Source organism: Dethiothermospora halolimnae (assembly GCF_037577855.1).
In the GTDB taxonomy this organism is placed as follows: domain Bacteria; phylum Bacillota; class Clostridia; order Tissierellales; family VENL01; genus Dethiothermospora; species Dethiothermospora halolimnae.
This window is the reverse complement of sequence record NZ_JBAKFX010000002.1, coordinates 119,355-132,068: the sequence shown is the minus strand read 5'-3', so window position 1 is coordinate 132,068 and position 12,714 is coordinate 119,355. Positions and strand designations below refer to the sequence as shown.

Below are 12,714 nucleotides of genomic sequence, written 5' to 3'. Positions count from 1 at the left end.
CTACTTCCAATTCATGAGGAGGAAAAATATGGCTAAAAATAGACAAGATAGAGTTAGAAATTTTTCGATAATTGCTCATATAGACCATGGAAAATCGACACTAGCAGATAGATTGATTCAAAAAACTGGTTTATTAACTGAAAGAGAGATGAAAGAGCAAGTTTTAGATAATATGGACTTAGAGAGAGAGAGAGGAATAACAATAAAGTTACAAACTATTAGATTAATATATAAATCTGATGATGGGGAAGAATACATATTAAATCTTATCGATACCCCAGGACATGTTGACTTTAATTATGAGGTTTCAAGGAGTTTAGCTGCATGTGAAGGAGCTATATTAGTAGTTGATGCAGCTCAGGGAGTTGAGGCTCAAACCCTTGCTAATGTATATTTAGCTTTAGAACAGGACTTGGAAATAATTCCAGTTATTAATAAAATAGATTTACCTGGAGCTAGGCCTGAGGAAGTGAAAAAAGAGGTAGAGGATGTTATTGGTTTAGATTGCTCCGATGCACCCTTGATATCTGCTAAAAATGGTATAAATATAGAAGAAGTACTAAAGAGCATAGTAGCTAAAGTTCCTGCTCCAGGTGGAGATAAAGAAGAACCATTAAAAGCCCTTATATTTGACTCTTATTACGACACATATAAAGGTGTTATTGCTTATATAAGGGTTATGGAGGGTTCTGTAGAACCTGGTATGAAAATAAAAATGATGTCCACAGGTAAAGAATTTGAAGTAACAGAGGTAGGAATATTAGCACCGAACCAAGTTCCAATAGACAAGTTATCCTCTGGAGACGTTGGTTATGTATCGGCTAGTATGAAGGATGTAAGGGATGCAACTGTTGGGGATACTATAACTGATGCTAAAAACCCCACAAATAAACCTCTTCCAGGATATAAGGAAGTTACTTCCATGGTGTATTGTGGTATATATCCAGCTGAGGGGGAAGAGTATAACAATGTAAGGGATGCCCTTGAAAAGTTACATGTAAATGATGCAGCCTTAACCTTTGAAGCTGAGTCATCGGTTGCTTTAGGTTTCGGTTACAGATGTGGATTTTTAGGTCTTTTGCATATGGAGATTATTCAAGAAAGACTGGAAAGGGAGTTTGGTTTAAATATTGTAACCACAGCACCTAGTGTTGTTTATAAAGTTAAGAAAAATGATGGGGAAATGGTAGAGATACAAAACCCAACAAACTTACCAGAACAGTCGGAGATAGAATATATGGAAGAACCTATAGTTGATGTAAGTATTATGTCACCCACTGATTATGTTGGTCCTATAATGGAACTGTGCCAAGATAAAAGGGGAACTTTTAAGAACATGGAATACCTTGAGGAAACTAGGGTATCTATGCATTATGAAATGCCTTTAAATGAAGTTATATATGACTTTTTTGATGCATTGAAATCAAAAACTAGGGGTTATGCATCCCTTGATTATGAATTAAAAGGATATAAACAATCGGATTTAGTAAAAATGGATATATTAATTAATAAAGAATTGGTAGATGCCTTCTCCCTAATAGTTCATAGAGATAAGGCTTATGAGAGGGCAAGAATGATAGTTGAAAAATTAAAGAAAATTATACCAAGACATATGTTTGCCGTACCAATTCAGGCTAGTATAGGTTCTAAGGTAATAGCAAGGGAAACTGTTAGAGCCCTTAGAAAAGATGTGTTGGCAAAATGTTATGGTGGAGATATTTCAAGAAAGAAAAAATTACTTGAAAAACAAAAAGAGGGTAAAAGAAGAATGAGACAAGTTGGTAACGTGGAGGTTCCCCAAGAGGCCTTCCTTGCAGTACTAAAATTTGACGATGACAAATAAAAGCAGCCTAGCTGCTTTTATTTTTGCATAATGATATTATGCTTGCTCTTTGCACTGAACAAAGAAGCACCGACGGTGCCTTTGTTCTATTAATGAAATTTTACGACCATAGTGAGTAAAATAACCATAACTATTCTCTATTCTTTATTATTTATTATTTAAAATAAATGAGGTGAATTATAATGAAAGAAATAGCTCTATATATACACATTCCCTTCTGTCAAAGCAAATGTTATTATTGTGACTTTAGCTCCTATGCAGACAAAGAATATTTAGTCGACAAATATATAAAATATTTAAAAAAAGAACTAGATATGTATATAGAAAAGTTAAATGATTATTCTATAAAAACCATATTCATAGGTGGTGGAACACCATCGATAATAAATCCTGAATACATTAAAGATGTATTAGATTATATTAATAATAAATTTAATACTAACTTTCTATCAGAAATAACTATAGAGGCTAACCCAAAGACTATAACCGAAGATAAGCTCAAAGTTTATAGAGCCATAGGAATAAATAGAATAAGTCTAGGGCTTCAGTCAATGGATAATAAGTTACTTAAAAAAATAGGTAGAATTCATACAAAGGAAGACTTTATAAAAACATATAGTTTAATCAGAAAATATGGATATAATAATATAAATGTTGATATTATGTTTAACTTGCCAGATCAAACTATAGATGATGTTTTGAAAACCTTAGAGGAAGTAGTTGAATTAGGTGTAGAGCATATTTCCTTTTACAGTATGAAACTAGAAGAAAACACTCCCTTCTATCATCAATATGAGAAGGGAAAGCTAAATCTTCCAAATGAGGAGGATGAAAGGGATATGTATCATAAAGCTATAGATTTTTTAGAAAAAAATGGATATAAACATTATGAAATATCTAATTTTTCCAAGGAAGATTATCAATGTACCCATAATCTCTTTTATTGGCAGCTTAAACCCTATGTGGGTGTGGGCTTATCAGCCCATTCCAATATTTTTGATAAGAGATATGGAAACCACATTGACTTTGAAAAATATTTTAACTCTATAGACAATAATCAATTTCCCATTTGTGAACAAGAGTATATAAGCACTGATGTAAAAAGATCAGAGTATATGATATTGGGATTAAGACTTATAAATGGAGTTAATAAAGAGGAATTTAAAAAAATATTTAATAAAGACTTAGAAGAAATATGGTCAAAAGAGATCGAAAAATTAGAGAACCAGAAATTAATAAAAGTTAATAACAAGAATATTAAACTTACTAGAAAAGGGTTAGATTTAAGTAATAGAGTATTTGTAGAGTTTATGTAAAAGTATAATTATAAAATAAAAGAACTTTTTTGAAAAAGGTATTGACAAAATAGAATATCAGTGATAATTTAAAGACATAAACATTAGCACTCGACATACAAGAGTGCTAATAAAAACAAAGTTAAGTTATTGTAAGTGTTAATTCCTGTAATTATCTGGGGTGATAACATGAAGCTTGATGATAGGAAATTAAAGGTTTTACAAGCAGTCATCCATAGTTATATAACCAGTGCTGAACCTATAGGTTCAAGAACTGTATCAAAAAAATATAACTTGGGGGTAAGTTCCGCTACTATAAGAAATGAAATGTCAGATTTAGAAGATCTAGGATTTCTATTGCAACCTTATACATCGGCAGGAAGAATACCCTCTGACAAAGCATATAGGTTATATGTTGACAACCTAATGAAATCAAGTGAAATAGTATTGAAAAAAAGAAAAGATATTAAGAAAGATTTATTAACAGAAATCAATGAAGTAGATAAGGTTCTTCAAAATGCTGCTAAGATTTTGTCGAAGGTTACTAACTATACGTCCCTTGCTATAGCACCTCAAGTAAAGCAAAGCAAGTTAAAGCGAATAGAGCTAATACCCATTGATGATTTTAGGGTTTTAGTAGTCATAGTTAACGAGTCTGATGTAGTTAAAAATACTATGTTAAGGGTAGAGGAAAATCTATCAGAAAATCAACTTACTAGAATTTCTAAATATCTTAATCAAAAACTAAAGGGCAAACCTATAGAAAGTCTTTATAAAGAGGTAGAGTCTGGACTAATTAAAGAGATGTATAACTATAAAAGAACCATTGAAAGTTTGATTCCATTGGTAAACCAATCATTGGACAATATAAAGAAAGAAACCATATATTCAGAAGGTGTTACTAACATATTTAATTTCCCTGAATATAATAATATATCCAAGGCAAAATCCTTTATTTCTTTTATTGAAAATAAATCATCCTTATTGGATATACTTTTAAATGATGGTTTTGATGATATTCAAATAAAGATAGGTAAAGAAAACTGTTATGATGAAATAAAAGAATGTAGCTTGATAACAGCTACATATAGAGTAAATGGTAAAACCATAGGTAAAATTGGTGTGATAGGTCCAACTCGTATGGAATATTCAAAGGTAATATCCACTGTTAAATCTATAGCAATGGATTTAGGTGATATAATAACAGATAACTTTACCAAATAGGTGTGAGATATAATCTTGCACCTATATAATGTTGGTAATTGCTTCTGAGTTTAAATGAGTGAGGTGATATTATGAAACATGATGATACTGAAAAGGTAGATATAAAGGATGAAGAAAAAGTAGATAGTAATCTTGATGCAGTAAAAGAGGAAATGGAAGAAGAAGTTAAGGATACTGATAAAGATTATAAGGAAATGTATGAGAAAATGCAACAGGAATTAGAACAATTAAATAACAGGTTTTTAAGACTACAAGCAGACTTTAACAACTATAAAAGAAGAACAGAGGAACAGAAAGAAAAAATATATGCCTATGCTAATGAGGAATTGGTTATTAAGCAGCTAGAGGTATTGGATAACTTTGAAAGGGCTCTATCAGCAGAAAAAGAAAGTAAAGAAGGATTGTATCAAGGGGTAGAGATGATATACAACCAATTAATAAATACATTAAAGAGCATAGGTGTAGAAGAAATCAAAGCTTTAAATGAAAAGTTTGATCCTAATCTTCATCATGGAGTGGCTAGAGAGGACTCAGAGGATCATGAAGAAGATATAGTATTAGAAGTATTTCAAAAGGGTTATAAGTTAAAAGATAAAGTAATAAGACCAAGTATGGTTAAAGTATCAAACTAAATACATAAGGAGGTATATATATGAGTAAGATTATTGGTATTGATTTAGGTACAACAAACTCATGTGTGGCAGTTATGGAGGGTGGAGAACCTACGGTAATTGCCAATGCAGAAGGTAATAGAACTACACCATCAATTGTAGCCTTTACTAAGGATGGTGAAAGATTAGTAGGAGAAACGGCGAAAAGACAGGCTGTTACAAACCCCGATAAAACAATTAGTTCAATAAAGAGACATATGGGTACTGAACATAAAGAGGTAATTGATGGTAAGGATTATACTCCTCAAGATATTTCAGCTATGATATTACAAAAACTTAAGTCAGATGCTGAAAATTATTTAGGAGAGAAAGTAACTGATGCTGTTATAACTGTACCGGCATATTTTACAGACAGTCAAAGACAGGCTACAAAGGATGCTGGAAAAATTGCGGGATTAAATGTTAAAAGAATTATAAATGAGCCAACTGCAGCATCTTTAGCATATGGTTTAGATAAAGAAGAAGAACATCAAAAAATAATGGTATTTGACCTAGGTGGAGGAACATTTGATGTTTCCATATTAGACTTAGGAGATGGAGTATTTGAAGTTGTGTCAACTAAGGGAGATAATCATTTAGGTGGAGATGACTTTGACCAAGTTATAATAGATTACCTAGCAGAAGAGTTTAAAAAGGAAAATGGAGTAGATTTAAGAAAAGATAAGATGTCATTACAGAGATTAAAAGAAGCTGCTGAAAAGGCTAAAAAGGAATTATCCACTGTAATGTCAACTAATATAAATCTACCGTTTATTACTGCTACCCAAGAGGGACCAAAGCATTTAAATATGGACTTAAAGCGTTCTAAGTTTGAGGAATTAAGTTCAGACCTAGTTAGGAGAACATTAGAGCCAACAAAAAATGCTCTAAAGGATGCTGAGTTAAGTCCATCAGATATAGATAAAGTTATATTAGTTGGAGGTTCAACTAGAATACCAGCAGTACAAGAAGAGGTTAAAAAATTAATAGGTAAAGATCCCCACAAGGGTGTTAATCCTGATGAATGTGTTGCATTGGGAGCAGCTATCCAAGCAGGAGTGTTAAGTGGAGAAGTTAAGGATGTATTATTACTAGATGTTACGCCACTTTCTTTAGGTATAGAAACATTAGGTGGAGTATTTACTAAGTTGATAGAAAGAAATACTACTATACCTACTAAGAAGAGTCAAGTATTCTCGACTGCTGCCGACAATCAAACGGCTGTTGATATACATGTTCTTCAAGGTGAGAGGGAAATGGCAGGCGATAATGTTACATTAGGTAGATTCCAGTTAACAGGAATTCCACCAGCACCAAGGGGAGTTCCACAAATCGAAGTTACTTTTGATATAGATGCCAATGGTATAGTGAATGTTTCTGCAAAGGATAAAGGAACAGGAAAAGAACAAAAAATTACTATTACAGCATCAACTAATTTATCTGATGATGAAATAGAGAAAAAGGTAAAAGAAGCAGAGAAATTTGCTGAAGAGGATAAAAAGAAAAAAGAATCTATTGAAGTTAAAAATAATGCAGAGTCAATGATTTATCAAACAGAAAAAACATTAAAAGAGTTAGAAGGTAAAGTTAGTGATGATGAAAAAGCTAAAGTTCAATCTAAACTTGATGAACTTAAGAAAGTTTATGAAGGGGATAATATAGAAGAAATCAAGAAGAAAACAGAAGAATTGACAAATGAATTCCATACATTATCACAAAAAATGTATCAGCAATCGGCAGAACAAGGTGAAGCCACTGCTGGTAATGAAGGAAATCCTTCTGGAAATCAAGATGATGATGTGGTAGATGCCGATTATGAAGTAGTAGATGATGATGAAGATAAATAATATTTACCAAAGCTAAATCCTTTGGATTTAGCTTTGATTTTTGGTTATTTTTATGATAGTTTTATACAGGGAAGATATATGAAATGATTGAAAGGTGGTGAAAAGGTGAGTAAAAGAGATTATTATGAAATACTTGGTGTTGACAAAGGTGCCAGTAAAGATGAGATAAGAAAAGCATATAGAAAGCTTGCCAAGAAATACCATCCCGATTTAAACCCTGATAACAAAGAAGCCGAACAAAAATTTAAAGAAGCTAATGAAGCATATGAAGTTCTGAGTGATGAACAAAAAAGAAGTAGATATGATAGATTCGGACACGCAGGAATGGATGGACAACAAGGAGGAGGCTTCGGCGGCCAAGGATTTGGCGGAGGTTTCGGTGATATTTTTGATGATATCTTTGATATGTTTGGGGGAGGATTTTCAGGTAATAAAAGAAGATCAGGTCCTAAAAAAGGTGCTGATTTAAAATATAAAGTAAAAATTAAGTTTGAGGATGCTGCCTTCGGTGTTGACAAGGAAATAAAAATAGAACGTACTGAGGATTGTTCTAAATGTAATGGTTCCGGTGCCAAACCAGGAAGCTCTAAAAAAACCTGTGATAAATGTAGTGGTTCCGGTGAAGTAAAATATGCACAGCAAACACCATTTGGTCAATTTGTAAGGGTTGGAACCTGTGACAAATGTGATGGAATGGGAGAAATAATAGATGAACCATGTACAAAGTGTCATGGTAGCGGTAAAGAGAGACGAACTAAAACTTTAAATATTAAAATTCCTGCAGGGGTAGATAATGGCTCTGTAATACCTTTAAGGGGAGAAGGAGAACCTGGAGAAAAGGGAGGCCCTAGAGGAGATCTGTATGTATATATTGAAGTGGCTCCCCATGAAATATTTGAAAGAGACGGGACTAACGTTATCTGTGAGTATCCAATAAGTTTTGCTCAGGCTGCCCTAGGAGCAGAGGTCCAAGTACCCACACTAGATGGAAAAGTGAAGTATAAGATACCAGAAGGTACCCAGTCAGAAACAGTATTTAGACTTAAAGGTAAAGGGATCCCCCATATTAGAGGTTATGGTAGAGGGGATCAATATGTAAAGGTTAAGGTTCAAGTTCCTACAAAACTTGATGATAAACAGAAGGAAATATTAAAAGAATTTGCTAAGGCTTCTGGAGAAGATGCTGCAGGAAATAAAAAAGGATTCTTTAATAAGATGAAGGATGCCTTTGGTGGATAAAATAATCACTCCAAGATTTATGGAGTGATTATTTTCATAAGAAAGTGGTTTTTTAAAGGTATATAGGGTATAATAAGCTAGGACTGGCATATATAGCCTTTAATTATTTTGTTGAGTTATTTTAAATTTTCTATTAACTATTAGAGGGATTTAAATTCCAAATTGCTTAGGAATTTAGTAATCTCCCGATTGGTTGCTTGGGATTTATAATAATCCCCGATTAGTTGTTTGGGATTTATAATAATCCTCGATTGGTTGTTGGGGGATTCATAATCCCCCAACTAGTTAACAAAAACGTATAAAAGGGTGTGAAATATCTATGAAGTGGATTGAGGTCCAAATTAAGACTACAACAGAGGCGGTAGAGGCTGTTTCAAACATATTATATGAAGTAGGTGTAGGAGGTCTTGTTATAGAAGATCCTAATGATTTAATTATCGAGGGAAAATCTGAAGAGGATTGGGATTATATTGATCCCAGTTTATTAGAGCAAAACTATGAAGGGGTTATAGTAAAGGGTTATTTCCCAGAAAGTGAAGATTTAATTGATAAAATTGAATTAATAAGACAAAATGTGGAAAAAATACCCCAATATAATCTTGATAAAGGTTTAGGAGAGGTTACTACTTCAGAGGTTTATGAAGAAGACTGGGCCCACAGCTGGAAAAAATACTATAAACCTAAAAAAATTGGTGAAAAGGTTGTAGTTAAGCCTACTTGGGAAGAATATAATAAAAAGGAAGATGAGTTAATAATAGAATTAGACCCGGGTATGGCCTTTGGAACAGGAACCCATGAAACTACTATTTTGTGCATACAACAATTAGAAAAACATATAAAAAATAAAGATAAAGTCTTTGATGTTGGATGTGGTACAGGAATCCTATCTATAGCTGGGGCTAAACTAGGCGCTCATAATGTTATAGGTATTGACCTAGATGAGGTTTCGATAAATGTATCAAATGAAAACATTAAGTTAAATAATGTGGATGATATAGTTGAAATTAGACATGGAAATTTGCTAGATGTGGTTAATGAAAAAGCTGATATAATCGTTGCAAATATTATAGCAGAGATAATCGTTGAACTTGTTAAAGACATTCCAAGGTTTTTAGAAGATGATGGATTATTTATAGCTTCTGGAATAATATTAGAAAAGATAGATTTAGTAAAAGAGGCTTTAGCAAAGGAAAATATGGATATTTTACAAGTGGAAACCAAGGGAGAATGGGCTTCTATAGTTTCAAAAAAGAAGGTAATATGTAATGCATAGATTTTTTGTGGATGAAGAATATATAAAAGAAGATACCATTACTATAATTGAAGATAACTTAAAACATATTAAAAATGTCTTAAGACTTAATATAGATGATGAAATATTAGTATGTGATGGCAATAAAACTGAATATATTTGTAAAATATATTCTATAGATAATAAAGAAGTCAAAGTCAATATAATTGGAAAAAGAAATTCAAAATCTGAACCTAATATAGATATAACTCTATATCAAGGGTTACCTAAAGCAAGTAAAATGGATTTAATAGTACAAAAGTTAACAGAAATAGGGGTAACTAGGATAGTACCCATAAAAACCAATAGGTGTGTTGTTAAAATCAATAATAACAAAAAGGAAGAAAAGAAACTAGAGCGATGGCAAAAAATAATAGAAGGTGCTGCAAAACAAAGCGGCAGGGGAATCATACCTAAAATTGATAATATTATCGATTTAGATACCATGGTTAATAGTTTTGATGAAGATAGCCTTACGATAGTACCCTATGAAAATGAAGATAAAAAAGGGCTAAAAGAAGTTTTACAAAACTTTAAAGGGAATAAAATTAATATTATCATAGGGCCAGAGGGTGGATTTGAAGAAGAAGAAATAAGATTACTTAAAGGGGCTTGTGGTGAAATTGTAAGTTTAGGGCCAAGAATTTTAAGAACAGAAACTGCAGGGATGATAACAGCAGGCATGGTATTATATGACCTTGGAGATTTAGGAGTGATATAATGAAAACTGTAGCATTTAATACTCTAGGTTGTAAAGTTAACCAATATGAGACTGAAGCTATGATGGAAATTTTTGAAAAAAGAAGATATAAGATAGTAAATACATCTGATAAGGCAGATGTATATGTGATAAATACGTGTACTGTAACTAATTTAGGAGATAGAAAATCAAGGCAATTTATAAGAAGGTCTAAAAAGAAAAATCCCGAGGCAATAATAGCAGTGGTTGGGTGTTATGCCCAAATATCTTCAGATGAAGTTTTAGATATACCTGAAGTTGATGTGATAGTTGGTACCAATAATAGAAATAAGATTGTAGACTTATGTGAAGAAGCTAAGGAGAAGAATAAGAGAATAAATGTGGTTAAAAGTATAATGGATGTAAAAGAATTTGAAGACTTATCCATAGCGGAGATTAAAGGGAAAACAAGGGCAAGCTTAAAGATACAGGAGGGATGTAATAGATATTGTTCCTATTGTATAATTCCATATGCTAGGGGACCTATTAGGAGTAGAGATTTGGATAAAATTTTAGATGAAGTTAGAAGAATAGCAGATAATGGATTTAAAGAAATAGTATTAACGGGTATACATGTGGCTTCTTATGGAAAAGATTTAGGTGATATAAGATTAATTGATGTAATTGAAGAAGTTCATAAAATAGAAGGAATTGAGAGAATTAGATTAAGTTCAATAGAACCTACAATAATTACTGATGAATTTATGGAAAGATTAGTAAAATTACCAAAGGTTTGTGATCATTTTCATTTATCTCTTCAAAGTGGTAGCGATACCGTATTAGAGAGAATGAATAGGAAGTATACTACTTCCCAGTATAAAAGTATAGTAGAAAAAATTAGAAAATATATGGATAATGTTGCCATAACAACCGATATAATAGTTGGTTTTCCAGGAGAGACAGATAAAGAGTTTAATGAAACCTATGAGTTTGTTAAAGATATAGGCTTTTCCAAAATACATGTGTTTAAATACTCTAAAAGACAAGGAACTCCTGCTGCCAAATTTAAAAATCAAGTTAATGGTAATGTTAAAAATGATAGAAGTAAAAAACTTATAGATTTAGGAGATAATCTTACTAAAAACTTTAACTCAAAATTTATTGGTAAAAAAGTAGGGGTCTTATTTGAAAATAGATATAATAAAGAATCTAATTATATAATAGGTCACACCACCAATTATATTACTGTTTTAGCAGAATCTGAAAATGACTTTGAAGGAGAAATAATACAAGTTGAAATAAAGGATATAAAAGAAGATGGATTGTTAGGAGAAATAATAATTAAATAGAGGAATTATATTTTTTATATTGAATATATATAATAAGTAAAGTAGTTAGGAGGTGAAATGGGTGTCTGACTGTATTTTCTGTAAAATAGTAGATGGGGAAATACCATCTGAAAAAGTATATGAAGATGATAAGGTCGTTGCTTTTAACGATGTGAACCCACAATCACCTGTTCATATATTAGTTATTCCTAAAAGACATATATCTTCTGTAAAGGAGATAGATGATGATAATAGCCATTTGGTATCTCATATTCATCTTGTAATAAATAAGATAGCTAAGGACAAAGGCTTATATGAGAAAGGTTTTAGGATAGTTAATAATTGTGGTGAAGATGGAGGGCAAACAGTAAACCATTTACATTACCATTTACTAGGTGGAAGACAATTAAAATGGCCACCGGGCTAAAATAACATTTGCATTTAGTTTTTATTTAATGTATAATAGTCTAGTGCTATATTCCACTTATTTCATTTTATATTGTATTGTCCTTTTAGTGAAAGAGGGGAGGGATACACAGATGGCTGAAATAAAAGTTAAAGATAATGAATCTTTAGAGCAAGCACTAAGAAGGTTCAAGAGACAATGCTCAAGAGCAGGTATATTATCTGAAGCAAGAAAAAGAGAGCATTATGAAAAACCTAGTGTTAAACGCAAGAAAAAGTCTGAGGCGGCTAGAAGGAAAAATAAAAGAAGATAATAAGATAAGAGGTGAACTTTATGTCCCTTAAGAAAAGGCTAATGGATGATTTGAAAACCTCAATGAAAAAAAAGGACAAAGTAAGAAAAAATGTTATAACTATGGTAAGGTCAGCTATAAAACAGAAAGAAGTGGATGAAAGAATAGAGCTTACTGATGAAGAAGTTATTGAGGTTGTTTCAAAGCAAGTTAAAGAAAAGAAAAATGCATTAGAAGATTTTAAAAAAGGACAAAGAGATGATTTAATAGAACTTACTGAAACAGAAATTGAAATATTACTTGAATATTTACCTAAACAATTATCAGAAGAAGAAATCGATGAGATAGTTAAAGCTGCTATTGATGAAGTCGGTGCGAATACTGTTAGCGATATGGGAAGAGTTATGGGAAAGGTTATGCCACAGGTAAAGGGTAAAGCCGATGGTAACTTAGTTAGTAAAATAGTAGCGCAGTATTTAAAATAGATTAAAACCTGGATACCTATGTATCTAGGTTTTTTGCTTTTTTGTCCCCAATCTCTGTAATCTGCACAGAACAAAGAAGCGACAAAGTCCCTTTTGTTCTAATAGTTAAGAAATTATTACTAATTGAATCATAAT

The 12,714-nt window shown here is 31.9% G+C and carries 12 protein-coding genes; all 12 read left to right on the top strand.

Annotated features, from left to right (window positions below; genetic code table 11):
• Positions 1-28 precede the first annotated feature (28 nt).
• The 12 genes from lepA (at position 29) to V6137_RS01550 (ending at position 12,579) form a co-directional block, all read left to right on the top strand.
• Positions 29-1,843, top strand: coding sequence for a translation elongation factor 4 (gene lepA / locus V6137_RS01605; RefSeq protein WP_425446125.1), 1,815 nt, complete (start codon positions 29-31; stop codon positions 1,841-1,843).
• Between the two features lie 182 nt (positions 1,844-2,025).
• Complete coding sequence (gene hemW / locus V6137_RS01600) at positions 2,026-3,159, top strand: radical SAM family heme chaperone HemW (RefSeq protein ID WP_425446124.1); 1,134 nt, start codon at positions 2,026-2,028, stop codon at positions 3,157-3,159.
• 168 nt (positions 3,160-3,327) lie between these two features.
• Positions 3,328-4,362, top strand: a complete 1,035-nt coding sequence (gene hrcA, locus V6137_RS01595) for a heat-inducible transcriptional repressor HrcA (RefSeq protein WP_425446123.1) — start codon at positions 3,328-3,330, stop codon at positions 4,360-4,362.
• A 71-nt stretch (positions 4,363-4,433) separates the two neighbouring features.
• Positions 4,434-4,994 (top strand): nucleotide exchange factor GrpE, encoded by a 561-nt coding sequence (gene grpE, locus V6137_RS01590; protein ID WP_425446122.1) that lies wholly within the window; start codon positions 4,434-4,436, stop codon positions 4,992-4,994.
• A 20-nt stretch (positions 4,995-5,014) separates the two neighbouring features.
• On the top strand, positions 5,015-6,859 hold the full coding sequence (gene dnaK, locus V6137_RS01585) for a molecular chaperone DnaK (protein WP_425446121.1): 1,845 nt from the start codon (positions 5,015-5,017) through the stop codon (positions 6,857-6,859).
• 105 nt (positions 6,860-6,964) lie between these two features.
• Entirely contained in the window at positions 6,965-8,098 is a 1,134-nt protein-coding gene (gene dnaJ, locus V6137_RS01580) for a molecular chaperone DnaJ (protein WP_425446120.1), read from the top strand.
• 319 nt (positions 8,099-8,417) lie between these two features.
• Complete coding sequence (gene prmA / locus V6137_RS01575; RefSeq protein ID WP_425446119.1) at positions 8,418-9,371, top strand: 50S ribosomal protein L11 methyltransferase; 954 nt, start codon at positions 8,418-8,420, stop codon at positions 9,369-9,371.
• Complete coding sequence (locus V6137_RS01570; RefSeq protein WP_425446118.1) at positions 9,364-10,110, top strand: 16S rRNA (uracil(1498)-N(3))-methyltransferase; 747 nt, start codon at positions 9,364-9,366, stop codon at positions 10,108-10,110. Before prmA ends, V6137_RS01570 begins: the two co-directional genes overlap by 8 nt.
• Positions 10,110-11,417 (top strand): tRNA (N(6)-L-threonylcarbamoyladenosine(37)-C(2))-methylthiotransferase MtaB, encoded by a 1,308-nt coding sequence (gene mtaB, locus V6137_RS01565; RefSeq protein WP_425446117.1) that lies wholly within the window; start codon positions 10,110-10,112, stop codon positions 11,415-11,417. Before V6137_RS01570 ends, mtaB begins: the two co-directional genes overlap by 1 nt.
• Before the next feature lie 61 nt (positions 11,418-11,478).
• The gene (locus V6137_RS01560; protein WP_425446116.1) at positions 11,479-11,823 is read left to right on the top strand and encodes a histidine triad nucleotide-binding protein; all 345 of its coding nucleotides are present in this window, start codon (positions 11,479-11,481) and stop codon (positions 11,821-11,823) included.
• Between the two features lie 112 nt (positions 11,824-11,935).
• Positions 11,936-12,115, top strand: coding sequence for a 30S ribosomal protein S21 (gene rpsU / locus V6137_RS01555; RefSeq protein ID WP_425446115.1), 180 nt, complete (start codon positions 11,936-11,938; stop codon positions 12,113-12,115).
• Positions 12,116-12,135: 20 nt separating this feature from the next.
• Entirely contained in the window at positions 12,136-12,579 is a 444-nt protein-coding gene (locus V6137_RS01550; protein ID WP_425446114.1) for a GatB/YqeY domain-containing protein, read from the top strand.
• The last annotated feature ends 135 nt before the right edge of the window (positions 12,580-12,714 follow it).

Excerpts from the sequence above, each read along its gene's own strand:
- lepA (WP_425446125.1), top strand. The coding sequence starts at position 29 with ATGGCTAAAAATAGACAAGATAGAGTTAGAAATTTTTCGATAATTGCT.
- hemW (WP_425446124.1), top strand. The coding sequence starts at position 2,026 with ATGAAAGAAATAGCTCTATATATACACATTCCCTTCTGTCAAAGCAAA.
- hrcA (WP_425446123.1), top strand. The coding sequence starts at position 3,328 with ATGAAGCTTGATGATAGGAAATTAAAGGTTTTACAAGCAGTCATCCAT.
- grpE (WP_425446122.1), top strand. The coding sequence starts at position 4,434 with ATGAAACATGATGATACTGAAAAGGTAGATATAAAGGATGAAGAAAAA.
- dnaK (WP_425446121.1), top strand. The coding sequence starts at position 5,015 with ATGAGTAAGATTATTGGTATTGATTTAGGTACAACAAACTCATGTGTG.
- prmA (WP_425446119.1), top strand. The coding sequence starts at position 8,418 with ATGAAGTGGATTGAGGTCCAAATTAAGACTACAACAGAGGCGGTAGAG.
- V6137_RS01570 (WP_425446118.1), top strand. The coding sequence starts at position 9,364 with ATGCATAGATTTTTTGTGGATGAAGAATATATAAAAGAAGATACCATT.
- mtaB (WP_425446117.1), top strand. The coding sequence starts at position 10,110 with ATGAAAACTGTAGCATTTAATACTCTAGGTTGTAAAGTTAACCAATAT.
- rpsU (WP_425446115.1), top strand. The coding sequence starts at position 11,936 with ATGGCTGAAATAAAAGTTAAAGATAATGAATCTTTAGAGCAAGCACTA.
- V6137_RS01550 (WP_425446114.1), top strand. The coding sequence starts at position 12,136 with ATGTCCCTTAAGAAAAGGCTAATGGATGATTTGAAAACCTCAATGAAA.